Annotated in this window: 22 protein-coding genes; 13 read left to right on the top strand and 9 right to left on the bottom strand. The window is 34.7% G+C overall.

From position 1 onward, the window contains the following. The first annotated feature begins 2 nt into the window (after nucleotides 1-2). Nucleotides 3-719 carry a DUF3822 family protein gene (locus CEY12_RS17970; protein ID WP_089028987.1) on the top strand — a complete coding sequence of 239 codons (717 nt, stop codon included), beginning with the start codon at nucleotides 3-5 and terminating at the stop codon, nucleotides 717-719. Between the two features lie 59 nt (nucleotides 720-778). Continuing rightward, nucleotides 779-1,357: a 16S rRNA (guanine(966)-N(2))-methyltransferase RsmD gene (gene rsmD / locus CEY12_RS17965; RefSeq protein WP_089028986.1), complete on the top strand. Its 579-nt coding sequence runs from the start codon at nucleotides 779-781 to the stop codon at nucleotides 1,355-1,357. Here the strand turns inward: rsmD and CEY12_RS17960 are convergent. Next, on the bottom strand, nucleotides 1,354-1,701 hold the full coding sequence (locus CEY12_RS17960; protein WP_089028985.1) for a winged helix-turn-helix transcriptional regulator: 348 nt from the start codon (nucleotides 1,699-1,701) through the stop codon (nucleotides 1,354-1,356). The genes rsmD and CEY12_RS17960 overlap by 4 nt on opposite strands. Before the next feature lie 84 nt (nucleotides 1,702-1,785). On the opposite strand from CEY12_RS17960, the gene CEY12_RS17955 reads away from it, so the two are divergent. Next, nucleotides 1,786-2,385, top strand: a complete 600-nt coding sequence (locus tag CEY12_RS17955) for a nitroreductase family protein (RefSeq protein WP_089028984.1) — start codon at nucleotides 1,786-1,788, stop codon at nucleotides 2,383-2,385. 55 nt (nucleotides 2,386-2,440) lie between these two features. On the opposite strand, the gene murI is transcribed toward CEY12_RS17955, so the two are convergent. The 6 genes from murI to CEY12_RS17925 all read right to left on the bottom strand — a co-directional run bounded on the left by murI (nucleotide 2,441) and on the right by CEY12_RS17925 (nucleotide 9,367). Continuing rightward, nucleotides 2,441-3,271, bottom strand: a complete 831-nt coding sequence (murI, locus tag CEY12_RS17950; RefSeq protein WP_089028983.1) for a glutamate racemase — start codon at nucleotides 3,269-3,271, stop codon at nucleotides 2,441-2,443. A 43-nt stretch (nucleotides 3,272-3,314) separates the two neighbouring features. After that, entirely contained in the window at nucleotides 3,315-4,916 is a 1,602-nt protein-coding gene (locus CEY12_RS17945) for a DUF4139 domain-containing protein (protein WP_089028982.1), read from the bottom strand. Nucleotides 4,917-4,954: 38 nt separating this feature from the next. Continuing rightward, nucleotides 4,955-6,079 carry a radical SAM family heme chaperone HemW gene (hemW, locus tag CEY12_RS17940; RefSeq protein ID WP_089028981.1) on the bottom strand — a complete coding sequence of 375 codons (1,125 nt, stop codon included), beginning with the start codon at nucleotides 6,077-6,079 and terminating at the stop codon, nucleotides 4,955-4,957. A 50-nt stretch (nucleotides 6,080-6,129) separates the two neighbouring features. After that, on the bottom strand, nucleotides 6,130-7,080 hold the full coding sequence (locus CEY12_RS17935; RefSeq protein WP_089028980.1) for a type IX secretion system membrane protein PorP/SprF: 951 nt from the start codon (nucleotides 7,078-7,080) through the stop codon (nucleotides 6,130-6,132). A 51-nt stretch (nucleotides 7,081-7,131) separates the two neighbouring features. After that, on the bottom strand, nucleotides 7,132-8,196 hold the full coding sequence (locus tag CEY12_RS17930) for an RluA family pseudouridine synthase (protein WP_089028979.1): 1,065 nt from the start codon (nucleotides 8,194-8,196) through the stop codon (nucleotides 7,132-7,134). Nucleotides 8,197-8,266: 70 nt separating this feature from the next. Continuing rightward, the gene (locus CEY12_RS17925) at nucleotides 8,267-9,367 is read right to left on the bottom strand and encodes a PASTA domain-containing protein (protein ID WP_089028978.1); all 1,101 of its coding nucleotides are present in this window, start codon (nucleotides 9,365-9,367) and stop codon (nucleotides 8,267-8,269) included. A 156-nt stretch (nucleotides 9,368-9,523) separates the two neighbouring features. Here CEY12_RS17925 and CEY12_RS17920 point away from each other — a divergent pair, with 156 nt between their 5' ends. The 6 genes from CEY12_RS17920 to CEY12_RS17895 all read left to right on the top strand — a co-directional run bounded on the left by CEY12_RS17920 (nucleotide 9,524) and on the right by CEY12_RS17895 (nucleotide 14,159). Then, nucleotides 9,524-10,516, top strand: a complete 993-nt coding sequence (locus CEY12_RS17920; RefSeq protein ID WP_089028977.1) for a D-alanine--D-alanine ligase — start codon at nucleotides 9,524-9,526, stop codon at nucleotides 10,514-10,516. A gap of 2 nt (nucleotides 10,517-10,518) precedes the next feature. After that, nucleotides 10,519-10,983, top strand: a complete 465-nt coding sequence (coaD, locus tag CEY12_RS17915; RefSeq protein ID WP_089028976.1) for a pantetheine-phosphate adenylyltransferase — start codon at nucleotides 10,519-10,521, stop codon at nucleotides 10,981-10,983. Between the two features lie 110 nt (nucleotides 10,984-11,093). Then, nucleotides 11,094-11,678, top strand: a complete 585-nt coding sequence (locus CEY12_RS17910) for a Crp/Fnr family transcriptional regulator (protein WP_157676846.1) — start codon at nucleotides 11,094-11,096, stop codon at nucleotides 11,676-11,678. 60 nt (nucleotides 11,679-11,738) lie between these two features. After that, nucleotides 11,739-12,260 carry a DUF4334 domain-containing protein gene (locus tag CEY12_RS17905; RefSeq protein WP_089028974.1) on the top strand — a complete coding sequence of 174 codons (522 nt, stop codon included), beginning with the start codon at nucleotides 11,739-11,741 and terminating at the stop codon, nucleotides 12,258-12,260. A 20-nt stretch (nucleotides 12,261-12,280) separates the two neighbouring features. After that, nucleotides 12,281-13,378 (top strand): NAD(P)-dependent alcohol dehydrogenase, encoded by a 1,098-nt coding sequence (locus CEY12_RS17900; RefSeq protein ID WP_089028973.1) that lies wholly within the window; start codon nucleotides 12,281-12,283, stop codon nucleotides 13,376-13,378. A 148-nt stretch (nucleotides 13,379-13,526) separates the two neighbouring features. Next, nucleotides 13,527-14,159: a trimeric intracellular cation channel family protein gene (locus tag CEY12_RS17895; protein ID WP_089028972.1), complete on the top strand. Its 633-nt coding sequence runs from the start codon at nucleotides 13,527-13,529 to the stop codon at nucleotides 14,157-14,159. 75 nt (nucleotides 14,160-14,234) lie between these two features. Here CEY12_RS17895 and CEY12_RS17890 read toward each other — a convergent pair whose 3' ends face one another. Further along, nucleotides 14,235-14,807 carry a tetratricopeptide repeat protein gene (locus CEY12_RS17890; protein ID WP_089028971.1) on the bottom strand — a complete coding sequence of 191 codons (573 nt, stop codon included), beginning with the start codon at nucleotides 14,805-14,807 and terminating at the stop codon, nucleotides 14,235-14,237. A gap of 73 nt (nucleotides 14,808-14,880) precedes the next feature. Then, entirely contained in the window at nucleotides 14,881-15,375 is a 495-nt protein-coding gene (locus tag CEY12_RS17885; RefSeq protein ID WP_089028970.1) for a dihydrofolate reductase, read from the bottom strand. A gap of 74 nt (nucleotides 15,376-15,449) precedes the next feature. On the opposite strand from CEY12_RS17885, the gene CEY12_RS17880 reads away from it, so the two are divergent. The 4 genes from CEY12_RS17880 to CEY12_RS17865 all read left to right on the top strand — a co-directional run bounded on the left by CEY12_RS17880 (nucleotide 15,450) and on the right by CEY12_RS17865 (nucleotide 17,988). Next, entirely contained in the window at nucleotides 15,450-16,058 is a 609-nt protein-coding gene (locus tag CEY12_RS17880) for a LemA family protein (protein WP_089028969.1), read from the top strand. Further along, complete coding sequence (locus CEY12_RS17875; RefSeq protein ID WP_089028968.1) at nucleotides 16,055-16,486, top strand: TPM domain-containing protein; 432 nt, start codon at nucleotides 16,055-16,057, stop codon at nucleotides 16,484-16,486. Before CEY12_RS17880 ends, CEY12_RS17875 begins: the two co-directional genes overlap by 4 nt. After that, nucleotides 16,467-17,276, top strand: coding sequence for a TPM domain-containing protein (locus tag CEY12_RS17870; RefSeq protein ID WP_089028967.1), 810 nt, complete (start codon nucleotides 16,467-16,469; stop codon nucleotides 17,274-17,276). Before CEY12_RS17875 ends, CEY12_RS17870 begins: the two co-directional genes overlap by 20 nt. Before the next feature lie 190 nt (nucleotides 17,277-17,466). Continuing rightward, the gene (locus tag CEY12_RS17865) at nucleotides 17,467-17,988 is read left to right on the top strand and encodes an NAD(P)H-dependent oxidoreductase (RefSeq protein ID WP_089028966.1); all 522 of its coding nucleotides are present in this window, start codon (nucleotides 17,467-17,469) and stop codon (nucleotides 17,986-17,988) included. Nucleotides 17,989-17,990 lie beyond the last annotated feature (2 nt).

Genomic DNA, 17,990 nt, shown 5'->3' with positions numbered 1-17,990 from the left:
ATATGAACGTACTCAATTTACTTTTTACAAAAGACGGATTAATCTACCAAATTGCGAGAAACAAAAGCATTTTGGAGGAAAAGTCTTATTTCGTCAATGAAGAGTCTCCTGAAAATTTTATTGCTGATAAACTGGATGAAGTGTTAATCAAGCAGCGATTTGACGAGATTTCTGTCATTTCTGCTTTTAATCATTTTATGTTAATGCCTGAAGGTTTTTCAGAGCACGAAACCGGATATGATCTCATTGCATTCAACGCACCTGTAGATAAAGAAAATGAAGAACTAATGCTTTCCCTGAATAAAAAATTCAGGATCCAGTTTTATTATACTTTTCCTAAGAACTTTTACAGGAAAATAAAAGAATTAGCTATTCCTGTTCATTTTAATTTCTCCGGTGAAAAGTTTCTCAATTCTATCAATCATAAAAGCAATAAAGAAATTCATATTAACCTTTATCATAATCAATGTGAGTTTTTCGCTATTGACAACAAGAAACTTATTTTATATAATAACCTTGATGTGAATTCAGAGGTAGATTTTCTTTATTTTGTAATGTTTACACTAAGTAAAATAGGTTTTGGAATTAATGAAACCAATTTTTATGCTTATGGAGAGACTACGGAAAACGAAACTTTCATTTCTGAATTACAAAAATTCGTAAAGAATCTAAAAATTGTATTCGATAACGTTCCTAATAAGAATTTCATACTTAATTAGGTCGTAGGTTGCAGATGAACACCTGCTACCCATTACCTGCCATCTAATATCTCGACAACATGTACAGAATAATATCAGGCCGCTGGAAATCAAAAAAAATATCCGCCCCAAAACACTTCGATGTAAGACCCACAACAGATTTTGCGAAGGAAGCTTTGTTTAGCATCCTGGAAAACACATATGATATGCAATCCATATCCGTATTGGATCTTTTTGCAGGCATAGGTTCTATTTCATTGGAATTTGCATCCAGAGGCTGCAAAGATGTTTTTTCTGTAGAGCTTAATCCTAAACATACCAGCTTTATCAATTCGACCGCTTCAGAATTGGATATGTCGTCACAAATCAATGTGCAAAGAGGAGATGTTACTGATTGGCTTAAAAAGTTCAGAAATAAAAAGTCATTCGAAATTGTTTTCGCCGACGCTCCCTTTGAAACAGAAGAAAATAAATATCAGGAAATCCTTTCTCTGGTTTTAAACAATAAATACCTGAAAGAAAACGGAATTTTGATTATAGAACATCAGAGCCGATTAAAGCTCGATCATCCTAATTTAATCGATACAAGAAAGTACGGAAACGTAAGTTTTAGCTTTTTTAAACCTAATACATCAGATACAGATAACCAGGAGATTTAATCCCTGGTTATTTTATTTGATTGCTCTATTGCTCCATTTCCCCATTTTGTAATTTCATTCAAGACCGGAAGCAGCGTTTCCCCAAAATCTGTCAATGCATATTCTACCACTAAGGGTGGTTTCTCTGTAAAAACTTTTCTGCTGATAATTCCATCTTCCTCCAACTGCTTCAACTGGAGACTTAATGTCCGTTCAGTAATCGTAGGGATTTCTTTCCGGATCTCATTGTATCTTTTAGCACCTTCAATGAGATGATATAAGATCACAGCTTTCCATTTTCCACCTATAAATTTCATGGTAACGCTGGTACAGCACGGATATGTTTTATTGTCTATGGTATACATTTTACTACTATCATTTTTGACCGTTATTGCAAATGTACTAAACTTACATTAGTTTTGCAACTATAAAAAATATAGTATAAAAATATGAACTTTTTAAGCAAAATGAAAACAAGATATACTGTAAAAAAGTATAACTCACAAGGCAGAATAAGCGACGAACAAATTGCACAGTTAAAAGAGATTCTCAACCTGAGCCCTTCTTCTATCAACAGTCAGCCCTGGAATTTTGTTTTTGTAAACGATACGAAAATAAAAGAGCAATTAGCGGAAGCGTCCTATTTTAACAAAGAAAAAATAGCAGACAGCAACCATCTGATTGTTTTTCAGGTTTTAAAAAATATAGAAGATTTTGAAAAGCAAATAGAAGAAAACCTACCGGAAGGTTCTATAAACTATTACCGAACTATGGTTCAACCTAAAGGAGAGGCTGTTATAAAATCCTGGTTGGCTCATCAGGTATATCTTTCTTTAGGCGTTTTACTTTCAGCCTGTGCAGATATGGGAATAGACTCTACTCCAATGGAGGGAATTGAAACAGATAAGTATGATGGAATTCTAAAAAATGACTCTTATGAAACGTTATTTGCTGTTGCCATTGGTGAGAGGTCAGAACATGACTCTAATCACCCTGCAGTAACTCTAAAGAAAAGATTAGAATCTGAAAAGATCATTGTAGAATTGTAATTCTAAAAACGGGGCACAATAAAAAAGCTGTTACATTTCTGTAACAGCTTTCTATTTATAATACTTTTAATTCAAGATCAATACTTTTACCAAAGAATTTTTTAGAAATCTTTTCGAAATTTTTCGTCAAATCTGAAAGATAGAAATGATAGCTTGGCTTTATATTCTGATCATTTAAAAGGTTGTATTTATCCAAAATAATTTTTAAATGACTTGCAACGATATTAGGCGAATCAATAACCCTAACCCGGTTCCCATAGTATTGCTTGATCTCATCAATTAACAAGGGATAATGCGTACAGCCTAAAATCAGGGTTTCAATATTTTTTAATTTGCTATTGCTTAAATAATTATAAATGATCGCATGTGTGATAGGATGGTTTTTAAAGCCTTCTTCTATAGCAGGCACCAATAATGGTGTTGCCAACTCATCTACTTTGATCCATTTATTATGCTTTCTGATACTCTTTTTATACAAACCCGAATTTACAGTCGCCTTCGTCGCAATTACTCCAACATTAGTATGAATTTCATAAGATACTTTTTCCGCAACAGGATTAATAACATCAATAACGGGAACTTTTCCAGCTACGGCCTGCATAACTTCGTTTAAAGCGTTTGCCGTCGCAGTATTACAGGCAATAACAATTGCCTTACAATTCTGTTCCAACAGAAAGTTAGTAATCTTTGTAGAATATTCTATAATTGCCTCACGAGACTTCTCTCCATAGGGAAGATGTTTTGTATCACCAAAATAAATGAGGTCCTCATTAGGAAGGAGCCTCTTTATCTCCTTAGCAACCGTTAGGCCTCCCACTCCACTATCAAAAATTCCGATAGGTTGTTTTGCTGAAAGATGCGAATAGTCTTGTTTTTTTGTTTTCAAAGGAATTGAAATTTTATACAAAAATAGTAAATAGTACGATAAGTTAATTAAGATTACTGATCGAATAATCCTTTGGATACCTTACTTTATAGCTCACTCTGAATTTTTTGGTTTCAGATGGAGAGATCTTCACCTTCCAGGTCATATAACCTTTCTCTTTATCAATTTCAGCATTATCACTTTGCAAGAGTTCAACTTTTACTGAATCATCTTTACTAAGAGGAATTAGATCTTTAAGTTCCATATCTATAAGATCTTTTTTATTATTACGCACCACAATGTCGTACGTGTATGTTTTTTCCTGATAAGATGAAAATATCTTGACACTATTTTTATCATCAATAAGTTCTTTTAGAATACTTATTTTTTTATCATCCCCTAAAGTGATGCTAAGTTCATTGCTGGTTTGGTCCGGTTTAATATTTGTTTCTCCAATAAACATATTTTCAAACACTACCGTAGCAGGCGCTGAAATCAGATTGAATTTATTAAAATCTTTAATCTTTGCAATTAAAAATGCATCATTATTATATTTTGGAATTGCATAATATTTATAAATAGCAGGAACTTTTATTTGCTTCAGATTAATGAGATGATCTTGGTTATTACCTAATATATCATATGGAACATCCACATCAAAACTAATATTAAATTGGTTTTCAACAGAGGTAAATCCTACCGCTGTAACAACAACTTCTTCTATCTCTTGTTCTTTAGCCGTAGTATCGGTTTGAACACCGTATACTCTCCCTACAAGAGCTTTTTCCTCATTCTTATAAGAATTTAGAAACCAGGGACTCAATACCGGTGCAGTATTCTTGCGAGAGGCTCTTCCATTAATTAAGGATAGCTTTACTCCTTTCCAGTCTAATCCGGTATCTTGTTTTATTTTAGCCTTGAATATAATATCTAAAGGCTCGGACAGCTTATTCCCCCTTACTTCATAAAAAGGCTGCCACGAAGCATTCCTAGCCAAATAATTTATCTCGGCTTTCACGGTCACAGCAGCACTACTCATCAATTTTAAAATTAGAACTCCATCTGAAGATGTCTCTTCCATTTCAGAGTTTATTTTCAAACTGCTTTTTAATCTTACGAGCTTTTTTTGAAGTTCAGTGTTCTTTTTATTAATTAGATTGATAGCATTGCTTATTTCAACCCTTTTATTTTTATAGAATTCTGTCAATTGCATTAACTGTGAAACATTTGAAGTATTGCTACCAACCAAAACAGTTTGATTCTTATCCAAAAGTTCAAGAGTTTTATTATTCGCTTCTAATTCTATATTGGATTTTGAAACAAGATTCTCTACTATAGTTATACTGTCTGTTACCCTTTTAATCATCGGATTCGTCTTATCCATATCATATTCAGAGCTGTAGTCATCTGTAAATTGGGAAGACAGAATAGATACATTTTTATTATTAATATTTATTTGCAGTGATTTTTCTTCGATATCATCAGAAATATTAGTGATTACAACTTCCGACATGCCAGCTGGAAGAGAAAAACCGGCTAAATTCTGTAGCTCTGCTGAACTTCTATATACATTCACTGCATTAACTTTTGCCTTCGTAAAAATTGGCTTTTGGGCATAATGTAAGGCACCCACCAATAGGAAGAAAAATAATAAATTTATTCTCATAAAAGTTTTTCTTATTTAATTCAAATATAATGTAATAGTTACACAAAAAAAAGATCTGAAGCAATCCCATCCGCCATAAACCAATGCTTTTCAGGAATTTTTAAATGGCTATCTTCAATCACTAAAGTACCATCTGCAATCTTTTGCTTGCTCTCATTTTGAAATTTTTGCAGTATGTCATCTGAAAACTTAGAATTCAGGCTGTCTAAATCAACTCCCCACATAGTTCTCAATCCAATCATAATCATTTCATTGAACTGATCTTCCTGGGAAAGAACCTCTGTCTCCTTTGCCAGCATATTGGCATTGAGCTTTTTTATATAGTTTTGATTATTAGCAACATTCCAGCTCCTGATATCAGATCCATTATAGGAGTGTGCAGAGGGTCCGATCCCCAAATACTCTTTGTACTTCCAATATGCTGAATTATGCCTGGAATAAAAACCAGGTTTAGCAAAATTAGACACTTCATAATGATCAAATCCATTATCTTTTAAAAAGTCTGATAAGTAATAAAATTCCTTATTTTGCTCTTCCTCTTTCGGATTAGCAACTTTTCCTTTTAAAATCCAATCATTCAAGGCGGTCTTAGGTTCCACGGTCAGAGCATAGGAGGAAATATGAGGAACATCTAAAGCGATCGTTTTATTAAGATTTTCCTTCCATATTTCTAAATTAGATGTCGGAGATCCATAAATAAGATCAATGCTTAAATTTTCAAACCCAAAGTCCTGAGCTCTTTTAATCGAACCCTCTGCTTCCGAAGCATTATGAGCACGGTTCATGAGCTTAAGATCTTCGTCGAAAAAGCTCTGTGTGCCTATGGACAAACGATTGACCGGTGACCCCGAAAGATCTTTAAGAAATCTTTTATCCAAATCATCCGGATTAGCTTCCAAAGTAATTTCTATCCCCTTCTCAAAATTATAATATTTCAACACCTCATCGACGATTGAATTAATTTCATCACCGGATAGTATTGATGGCGTGCCACCTCCAAAGTATAGGGATTGAAGTGTTTTATTTTCCAGTTCATCTTTTCTCAAAAAGAGTTCTTTCTTAATAGCAGCAAGCACCTCATCTTTAGATTGCAAAGAGGTTGAGAAATGAAAATTACAGTAACTGCATTTTTGTTTACAGAAAGGAATGTGGATATAGATCATAAAAAAAGCCCTGAAAAATTCAGAGCTCAAATTTATTTAAATTAAATTAATTAATATCTATATCCTCTATGATTAATGAAGTTATCAAAATTATAACCTAATCCGATCATAAAGCTGTTTCCTCCATAAGTCTGAATATCAGACAATCCAAGGTTATAAGTAGCTCCAATCATAAACTTATTGAATCTTACTTTCACAAGTGGAGAGATACTCAACTGTTGATTGTCAAATCTGTTTTGAACTGATCTATAGCTAACTCCAAAAGAGAATGAATTGACATCATTAAAGAAGGTCGCCATTAAATTACCGTCAATCGTTCTTGTAGAATTGGTATTTAAGTTAATTAATACAGATGGCGTAACATACATATTATCTGCAAAATGCCAGTCATATCCTAAGTTTAAGAAGAACTTGATCGGCGATGGCTCACGGCCATTAACGATAGACTCATCATTCGTTAAAGCAATATCATTAACAGATACTCCAGCAAAGATATTTCTGAAAGTAGCTGCTAAACCGAAGTTAGCATATGCCATGAAAATATTACTTTCTGTTCCTTGTAATAAAGGATCATAACCGTCTTCTGTATTAATTTTAGTATAATCAAAATTCATATTGTAAAAACTAACACTCGTACCGAAAGAGAATTGATCTTTTCTTTCTCCCTCGCTGCTTAATGGGATAAAATATGAAGCACCTGCCGTAATACCTCCTGCTGAAATAGGACCATTACTGTCTCTAAAAACAGATATCCCTGCCCCAACTCTATCAAAAATATTAGCATTAATCCCTACAGATTGTACATTAGGGGATTCGTTAAATTTTGAAAATTGTTGTTGATAGTTGAGGTTGAGCTGTACATAGTCTGTTTTACCGTATTGTGCTGGGTTGAACAGGAACTCACCATCCAAGAGATATTGTTGATAGTATGGTAATGTTTCTTGTGCTTTGTATGCATTTGACAAAAGAGCCAAACCCACTATAGCATATAGTTTTCTCATAACAAATCTTGATTTCAATTCAACAAATATAAAAAAAATCTCAATATATTTTTAGTTTTCCAAATAATTTCTCCATTTTTTTACAGCATCCGCCATATCTTGAGGCATTGGGCTCTCAAAATACAATTCCTTCTTAGTCGTTGGATGTATAAATCCTAAAGTATGGGCATGAAGTGCATGTCTAGGCAGAATTTCGAAAACATTCTTAATAAAATGCTTGTATTTTGGCAAATTAACCCCTCTTAAAGGTGTATGCCCCTCATATCTTTCATCATTAAACAAAGTATGTCCTATATGTTTGAAATGGGCTCTGATCTGATGGGTTCTTCCTGTTTCCAGTTTACATTCTACCCATGTCATATATCTGAACCTTTCAAGAACCTTATAATGTGTTACGGCATGTTTCCCATGACTTCCATCTTCATAAACCGACATCTGCATCCGATTCTTCGGATGCCTTCCAATATGCCCTTTTATAGTACCTTCATCATCCTGCACGTTCCCCCAAACGAAAGCCCAGTACAACCTTTTTGTTTTTCTTTCAAAAAACTGCTTGGCCAAAAAGCTTAATGCATATTCATTCTTAGCAATCACCAAAAGCCCGGATGTGTCTTTATCTATTCGATGAACAAGTCCTACCCGATCTAAATCAGATTTCTCCCCATTTTGCGCAAAATGAAATGCCAAAGCATTCACTAAAGTACCATCCCAGTTTCCAAATCCCGGATGTACAACCATCCCCGGCTCTTTATCTACTACCACAAGATCATCATCTTCATATATAATATTGATCGGTATATCCTGCGGAATAATTACATTCTCTCTAGGAGGATGAGCCAATAAAACAGAAATCTGATCGCCTGGTTTTACACGATAATTTTGCTTTACCGGAGTACCATTTACAACAACATTCCCTGCCCTGCAGGTTTGAGAAATCTTATTTCTTGAAGAGTTTTGTCTGAATATCAACAGGAACTTGTCTATTCTTAAAGGTTCCTGATTTTTATCGACAGTAATATTAACATGTTCATACAATCCTTTATTTTCCTCATCAATATCAATACTATTGGAGTCTAATAATTCTTCATCTAAAAAATCTTCGTTATCTTCTGTCATGATTTTATTTTTTACACAAAAGGCCTCAACATAAAAAGTTGAAGCCTTTATTTTTTATAATCAATAATGGTTATTCTACTACAACTTTCTTAGCTTTTGGCTTTTGAGTAGGTTGCTGTGTACCATTTGTCGTCGGTTTGTTAGTACTTCCAACACTAGTTCCCGCAGGAGAAGCATTAGTGGTCTTTGGCTTATTTTCTGTAACTTTTGGTTTTGTTTCAGCAGTTACAGGCTTTGAAACTGAAGCTTTTGGAGCTTCTACCTTCGCCGGTTCTACTTTTTTATGAACAACAGGTGTTGGAACTGGTTCATAAACGGGTTCTTTATGAATAGGAACTTCTTCATACTGTATCGGTGGAAGTGAGGTATCCACTTTCAAACGATATATAGAGTTTAGTTCCTCTATTTTAGACCGCAGTTCTGCTGGTGTTTTTTTACTAGACCAGAGATCCATCTGCATTCCCTGATCCCTTACATCTCCTGCTGCAGGATCCTGATAGTAAATAATATCAGATTCATCTTTTCCTCCATCTTCATGTTCTACCAATCCTACTTCAAACATACTTCTGGCAATTACTGCCCTAGCCTCTTTTACAGATAAACCAACAACGTTAGGAATAGAAATATTTCTCATTGGTCCGGAACCAACTACAACATCAATCGTTGAGAATCTAGGAATTAATGATCCTGGCTTCACAGGATTTCCTTTAAATAAGATTCTAAGAATTGCATCCTTTTGGATACTCGGCTCAAAAATAGTGTCTCCTACCTTTAATCCAACCTGATCTATTCTCTGGAAAGCCAATCCTGAATATTTATTAATAACATCCGGAACCGCAACCGGAGCCCAGCTTCTAGGATTGACAATTAAATAAATTGCCCGTCCATCTTTTACATGGGAACCCGGTGTAGGGGACATTTTTAAAACCTGAAAAGGCTTATATTTAGGATCATAAGCAGCACTATCCACCTCATAGCTCAAGCCAGCATCATCTAATATTTTCACCGCCTCGTGTACGGATTTATTAACAACATTGGGAACCGGAATTTCCTGACCATGGTTAGTATGGTATTCTAACCAACGAAATGTAAGCCAGACCAACCCCACAAAAACACCGATGGCTATTAACAAATTCAGTAAAACTTTCCAGTTGAAAAGTGATTTAAGCATACTTAAAAATACTTTAATTATAATGGCAAATATAGCTAATAATTTTAGAATGTACTTTTTATTTATCACAATTCATATTTGGTTTCAAAATTTTGAATTTTCACTTATTGCATTGTATAAAATGATTAAATTTGCCCTAATTGATACTATATGGTTATGAGCAAAAAAAATGTTGCCGTAGTTATGGGTGGCTATTCTGATGAATATGTTGTTTCCCTGAAAAGCGGTCAATTAATTTATGATTCGTTAGACAGGGATCTGTATAATGTATATAAAGTAGTTGTTTTAAAAAATAAGTGGTATTTCTTAGATGAAAATGATAAAGAATATCCGATCAACAAAGGAGATTTCTCTGTAACATTAGAAAACAACAAGCATTTAACATTTGATGTCTGCTTTAATATTATTCATGGTACACCAGGTGAAAATGGTATCCTGCAGGCTTACTGGGATGCTATTGGACAAACATATACGGGATGTGATTTTTATCAGAGTGCACTCACGTTTAATAAAAAAGATACTTTGTCTGTACTATCAAAATATGGTATCCCATCCGCAAAAAGTATTTATTTAAGACAGGGACAGGATATTCATGTAGACGAAATTATCAATGAACTTGGTCTTCCGGTTTTTGTTAAGCCTAACCAATCCGGTTCATCTTTGGGAATTTCAAAAGTAAAAGATAAATCCGAATTACTTGCAGCAACTGAAATCGCCTTCAAAGAGGATCATGAAATTCTTATTGAAAGCTTTTTGGACGGTATGGAAGTATCTGTAGGAGTTATCGACTTTAAGGGAGAAACGATTGTTTTAGGAATTACAGAAATTGTCCCTACAAATGAATTTTTCGATTATGAAGCTAAATATGAAGGGGCTTCAGAAGAAATAACCCCTGCCAGAATAGATGCGGAAACAACGAAGAGAGTCGAAGAGATTTCGAAAAAAGCGTATGATTCTTTAGGCATGAGTGGTTTTTCCCGCAGTGAATTCATCTTGATGGATGGTATTCCCTATATGCTGGAAATGAATACAAATCCAGGGTTCTCCCCGGCAAGTATTTTACCACAGCAGGCAAAACATTATGGAATTTCTATTATGGATCTTTGCGGAAATGAAGTTGAAAAAGCATTAGCGAAAAAAAAGAACTAGTTATGAAGATTGCTGTTTTTCCAGGATCATTTGATCCTATTACTTTAGGACATTATGATATTATTGAGAGAGCTGCTCCACTTTTTGATAAGCTGATCATTGCAATTGGGCAAAACTCTCAAAAGAAATATATGTTTCCTTTAGAAAAAAGAATGGAATTCATTCAAAATTCTGTTGCAGAATTTCCTAATGTGGAGGTCGATTATTTCGAAGGCCTGACAGTAGATTATTGTTTTGAAAAAAATGCTCAATATATTATCCGCGGATTAAGAAATCCTGCAGATTTCGAATTTGAGAAAGCCATCGCTCATACAAACAGGACTTTAGCCCATAAAAAATTAGAAACGGTATTTTTATTAACCTCATCAGGAAAATCTTTCATCAGCAGTAGCATTGTAAGAGAGATCATTAATCATGGCGGAGAATATGAATTATTGGTTCCTGATTCTGTGAGGGTAGAAAAATAGGCGCCAATCGAGGCATTATAAAAGATCATTTTTTTGAGGTTTTCAATTTTTGCATTGGATTACAGATGCAAAAATTGAAAACCCTATATAATATTTTATATAACGGGATTATGATTTCAATAAAAGACAGGCTTAATCAAATACTTTCAAATTCATTAAACGAAGAAATTGTTGATTCAATTATACAGCATGCAACAATTTTGGAGTTAGAAAAAAATGAAACTCTTGTTTCTTGGGGAGAAATAAAGAAGACGGTCTACATTATTCTTCAGGGAAGCCTGACAAGAAAAATACTAAACAAGGATGGAATTGAAAAAACAGTCATGTTTCACACATCAGAATTCCTTCCCATAGTAACCTGTATTGACAGTTATGTTTTAAATAAACGAACAGAATATAGCTTATTGATTAATGAGCGTTCTACGATTTTAGAAGTACCCTTCGATTTTGTAAACCAGCTACTTCAGGAAAGCCATGAGTTTGCCATGTTTTCTTCAAATTACGTTACCTATAAATACTATATTATTGAAAACATCAGAGGAGAGCTTTTATCAGAAAGTTCTGAAGAATTTCTACGCTGGCTTTATTCAAATTATTCCTTTTTGTTTCAAATATTTCCACTAAGCAGCATTTCTAGTTTTATGGGCATCACTCCAGAGTGGTTAAGTAAAATAAGACGCAAGCTCTTTTCTTGAATTAATTCAAGAAGAAAGTTGACCCATTGCCCTTCCTTTGTATTAATAAAATTAGAAATAATGAATACAAAAGAAGAAATTTTGGAAAATGGCGCTACAAGTTCAGAAAAAGCCATCTTATTTTTCGATGAATTACCCGCAGTTTCCATTGATTTTATGTTAGGTAGATGGAAAGGCGAAGAATTATTTACAGAACATCCGATGGACGGACAACTAAAATCAACAGGATGGTATGGAAAAGTGTTTGAAGATGCAGAAAGTGTAGGACCATTATTGTTCTATACTGATCGTGATCATAAAGAAACCTTTATGGTAAATCCAATAAGCATTATGAATGAAAATCAGGAGCAATACAGAAAAGAAGGCGTATTCCTTGGAGATTTCAGAGAACAGCTCGAAACAAAAGAATTCAAGGCAAGATTACGAATGCTGGAGCATCGGGGAGTAATTTCTGCTACCATGATTTACGATGAGGCACCTATTAATGATATTTTCAGAAAAATTGATGAGAATACTGTTTTAGGAGTAATGGATCTTAAATACGTTCCTCAACCCTACTTCTTCTTACTGAGAAGAGATTAAGTCATAAGCAATACAATTCTATGGAAACAATAGCTGCTGTCATAAAAGAAAAAGGAGGTGACTTTGTATTTGAAAACGTTACTTTAGATAGTCCTCGGGAAAATGAGGTATTAGTAAAAATTGTTGCTACCGGCATATGCCATACAGATATAGCAGCAAGGGACAATATTCTCGGCCAGACAAAATATCCGATTATTTTAGGACATGAAGGATCAGGAATCGTTGAATCTGTAGGAACAGGTGTAACGAAAGTAAAAAAGGGGGATCATGTTGTTCTCACTTTTGGATACTGTGGGGGCTGTGGTAATTGCGAAAATGGTCTTCCTGCTTATTGTGAAAATGCTGTACAGCTAAATATGGGTGGAAGCAGACCGGACGGATCACATCCGCATCACAATCATGGAATGACTTTACATGGAAACTTCTTTTCTCAGTCTTCATTTGCCACCTATTCAATTGCTACTGAAAAAAATGTAGTTAAAGTACCTCATGATGCCCCATTAGAATTATTGGGTCCATTAGGCTGTGGAATACAAACCGGTGCCGGCGCAATTATTAATTCTTTGAAGGTAACCCCTGGAAAGTCAGTAGTGATATCCGGTGCTGGTGCCGTAGGGCTTGCAGGAGTGCTTGCTGCAAAAATCTGTGGAGCAACGACAATAAGTGTCATAGATATCAATGCAGAAAGATTACAGCTTGCAAAAGAATTAGGAGCCACTCATATTGTAAACAGTAAAGAAGTAGATGTCACAAAGACACTCCTTGAAATAGTACCTTCAGGGTTTCATTTTGCATTTGATACTACGGGCAGAAATGAGATTGTCAATGCTATACTGGCTTCTTTACGTTCGCTTGGAATCTGCGGGATCGTAGGAATTTCAAAACACCCATTAGAACTTGATATGAATAGTTTTATGCTAAAAGGATTAAAACTCAAAGGTATTATTGAGGGAGACAGTGTTCCTGATGATTTTATCCCGTCATTGGTTCAGTTATATCAACAGGGGAAGTTTCCATTTGATAAATTAATTAAAACCTATGCATTTAAAGATATTAATCAAGCTATATCTGATACTCAAAAAGGAGATGTTATTAAACCCGTTCTTTTAATTAATTGATGAATTAACCGGATTTTTTAGCCTTTTAAAATAATCAAAAGGAAATATCGGTAAAATGTCATTGAGCAAATTATAATTACCTTATCAGTCCTTCAATTTTAAACAAATCAATCTAAACCGTACATTTGTTATTCTTAATTGATAATATATGCACGAACAGTTCAATTTTGCAATAGAGGTATTGGGAACTATTTCCTTTTCAATGTCCGGGAGCTTTGCAGCTATGCAAAAACGCCTTGATCCTTTTGGGGTTCTTATTATTGCATTTGTAACTTCTGTGGGAGGAGGAACTGTAAGGGATTTATTATTAGACATTCCGGTCTTCTGGATGCATGATCTACTGACCTGTGCTGTGATCATTATGACCAGTATCTTTACGATGGTATTTAAATCTTTTGAAAAAAACTTTCGTGTGACACTGTTTATTTTTGATAGCCTGGGTCTTGGTTTATTTACCATAATAGGGGTTCAAAAAGGTCTTAATGCAGACATTCATCCTTTAATATGTATTGGCTTAGGAACCATTACTGGGTGTTTTGGAGGGATTATCCGTGATATCCTGCTCAACAGAATACCATTAATCTTCAGAAAAGAAATCTACGCCACTGCATGTATCGTGGGTGGGGCTGCATTCCTATTAATGACTAAATATACGGCCCTATCTTATACATTTATCCAGATATTTACAATTATACTGATTGTTACGATACGGACACTGGCCGTAAAATACCATTGGCAGATGCCCAAATTTTATGGTTATGATCACAATTCCGAAATGTAAATGGTAAAAAAGCACAAAATAGCGACAAGAAAAAAGGCAGAAAATAAATTTTCTGCCTTTTATATTTTAACGTGGTTATCTTATTTTCCCTCCTCGCTGTCTCATGTTAGGGTTATGCATATGCTTTTGCATGGTTGGCATCTTCAACTGATCTTTCATCATTTTGATCTGATCCGTCATCATACCGGCACTGTCTAACCTCTTTGCTTCTTCTAATAATTTTTGCCCTTCCTGCTTTCTTCCTTTAGAAATTGCTGAAGCGGCTAAATTCAAAGTAGCCATAGCTCTGTCATGTTTCATATTAAGGCCATACTCCAATGCTTTTTTCATTAAAGGCTCTACTTTTGTTGGATGTTCCTGAGCTAAAGTAAGCCCCTGCAAATAATGGAAATATCCATATTGAGATTTATGAAGTTGACTTTGGTAATTGGTAATATGATCTAAATAGGTCACTGCTTTCTCCATATTCTGTTTTCTCAGCTGCCAGAATGCCAAAAGGATGTATTCATTTTTAAAGAAAAGAAAAATAGGAAGCGCTGCCAGGAGAAATATAACAATCCCCCAACCTAAGTTTCTTGTGAAAATCATCATAGCAAGTCCACCAAGTATAAGAAGAGCTGCGATAATTATTTTTATGTACTTATTCATTATTCAATTTTAGAAGTGCAAAGATAAAAAATTTAGAGGTTAGAAGCTAGAAGTTAGAGATTAGAATTTACAACTATTCACTTTTGATCTTTTCAAACGTCTGAAAGTAGAAATCGTATTGATTTTTTTCATCTTTTTCGTGATACACTTCGCTGGTCTTCTTCCAGACCTTCCCATCAATTTTAGGGAAAAATGTATCGGCTTTAAGATCTGCTTTTACTAAAGTCACCTCAAGTCTGTCTGCAACATCCATTGTTTGTTCATAAATATTTCCGCCTCCAATGATAAAGACATTTTCATCAATTTTCCTGGCAAACTTTACAGCTTCTTTAATACTTCCTACAATTAGGACACCTTCTTCAAACCAATCTTTTTTGCGTGAAATAACAATATTGGTACGATTAGGAAGGGGCTTTCCAATGCTTTCATAGGTCTTTCGCCCCATAATAATCGGATGTCCTGAAGTTATGTCTTTAAAGTGTTTTAAATCTTTAGGAAGATGCCAAAGCAACTGGTTATTAAAACCAATCTCATTCTTCTCTCCCATTGCTACCACTATCGTTGTCATTCAAATTATTTTCTACAAAATTAGCACATAATTTGTATATTTGATTAGCACAAAAAATTTAAAAAAAATAAACTATGAAAAATAAGGGCTGTTTGAGCGCCGGAACCATTGGCATCGCTCTTCTTATTATTATTGCTGTCATCTTCTTCTGGGGAAAAAGCGGATATAATAATTTCGTAACCAAAGAACAGAATGTTAACAGCAAATGGTCTAATGTAGAGACTGTTTATCAAAAAAGGGCCAACCTAATACCCAATCTTGAAAGAACTGTAAAATCATATTCTAAATTTGAGCAGGAAACTTTAACTAAAGTAGTAGAAGCACGTTCTAAAGCTACTTCTATTAACGTTGACCCTACGAATATGACGGAAGCAGATCTTGCTAAATTCCAGGCTGCCCAGGGAGAATTATCCGGAGCTTTAAGCAGATTAATGGCGGTTGTAGAATCATATCCTAATTTAAAAGCGGATCAACAATACATTAATTTCCAAAGAGAATATACTGCAATTGAAAACAGTATCCGATCAGAAACTGTCTATTTTAATGACGCAGCTAAGGATTATAATACATCCATAAAAACTTTCCCAAATAATATTTTGGCAAATTTTACAAATTTTAAAGAAAAACCATATTTCAAAGCAGAAGCCGGAGCTAATAAAGCACCTGATGTTTTCTCTGAATAATGAGCAATTTCCTAACAAATCAGCAAATAGCTTCCCTCGTGGAAGCTATTCAATCTGCGGAAGAAAATTCTACAGGCGAAATCAGAGTGCACATTGACTCCAATACAGAAGCCCTGCATGCGAAAACGGCATTAGAAGTTTTTAAAAAACTCGATATGCATAAAACTGCAGAAAGAAATGCAGTCCTTTTTTATGTTCATTTTGAGCAAAAATATCTTACCATTATCGGAGATATTGGAATCCATGAAAAAGTGCAGCAACATTACTGGGATCATTTGCATGATTATATTACATCTGAATTTGTAAAAGGAAACTATTACAGAGCACTGAAAAGTGCTATTCTGGAAACCGGTATTGAACTAAAAAAATATTTTCCTGTAAAAGGAGAAAATCCCAATCAACTTCCCAATGAAATTACGTTCTCTTAAATTAGTATTTTCATTTCTACTGGTTTGCTTTTACAGTTTTGTATCAGCACAATATACGATACCAAAAAAGCCAGATGTTCTATACCCCGTTTATGATGAGGCCAATTTACTTTCCCAACAGGAAAAAAATGATCTCAACAATAAACTGATCAAATTCGCAGATTCTACCTCAACAGAAATTGAGGTGATTATTATTCCAAGTACAAAAGGTGAAGATGTCAATTTTCTGGCCACCATGTTTGGTCAAAAATGGGGAATCGGAAAGAAAGGAATCGATAATGGAGTCGTGTTTCTTATTGCTACCCAGGACAGAACAATGTCTATACAGCAAGGGAGAGCTGTTGAACAATATCTGACCGCTTCTGTTTCGGGACAGATATTAGACTATCTTGTCACTCCAAATTTTAAGCAAGGACTTTGGTATGAAGGTATTAACCGAGGTACTTCTGCCATTATGGAAGCGGTACAGGGGAAATTTAAACCCATCAATGAACCGACAGGAGGCGGAAATGGAAAAGCTTTCAAGGTTCTTATCATTGCCTTTGTCATATTCATTATTCTTGCCATCCTTTTCGGTAACAGAGGTGGTGGCAGAGGAGGAAATAATGACGACGATGATGTGATCCTTACAAGAAGAGGCCGAAGAAATTATCCTGGTGGATTCTTTCCTTTCCCTGGTAGTTTTGGCGGCGGCGGTTTTGGAGGGGGAAGTTCTGGAGGGGGCGGCGGATTTGGAGGCTTCGGCGGCGGTGGAAGTTTTGGTGGCGGTGGTGCTTCCGGAGGATGGTAATAGAAAACATACATAAATACAAATCAGTCATCATGTGGCTGATTTTTTTATTTAAAAATTCAAAATAAGTGCATTTTATTGCTATATTTTAACAATAAATTTAATTTTACATATTAATAAATTAACAAAACCTCTTAAAAACTACCGTTTATTCATTAAATTTTTAATATATTTACTAAAAACAGGGGTTATGAAAAAGACATTGGTGGTTTTTGCACATCCATATCTGGAACATTCAAACTCGAATGTAGAGCTTATCAATTTCTATGTTCGTCATCAGCACTTTACCTTACGTGATCTTTATGAGGATTATCCCGACTTTCATATTGCTGCATTCAGAGAGCGGAAACGCCTGAATCATTATGAGCGTTTTATTTTTCAATTTCCAATTATCTGGTTTGGGATGCCTCCTCTGCTAAGATTATGGATCGATGAAGTTTTTGATCGTGATTGGTTAAAAGAGGGAGAATATAATCCATTAGAGGGCAAAGAAGTTTATATTCTGGTTACAACAGGCGGAAAAGAAAGATCTTTCAGCAAAACAGGAACCTATAAGTACACGATTGACGAGCTAATCAGTGGATTGATTGTTTCTCTGAATGTATTTAAAGCCAATATCAAAAATATTAAAATCGTCTATGAGGCAAACAAGCTCACAAAAAAGGAAATTATTCTCCACAAAAAAGAATTTATGGAATTACTGACCCAATAAAA

The sequence above is a fragment of the Chryseobacterium sp. T16E-39 genome (assembly GCF_002216065.1).
Taxonomy (GTDB): Bacteria; Bacteroidota; Bacteroidia; order Flavobacteriales; family Weeksellaceae; genus Chryseobacterium.
This window is presented reverse-complemented; position numbering and strand designations above follow the sequence as displayed.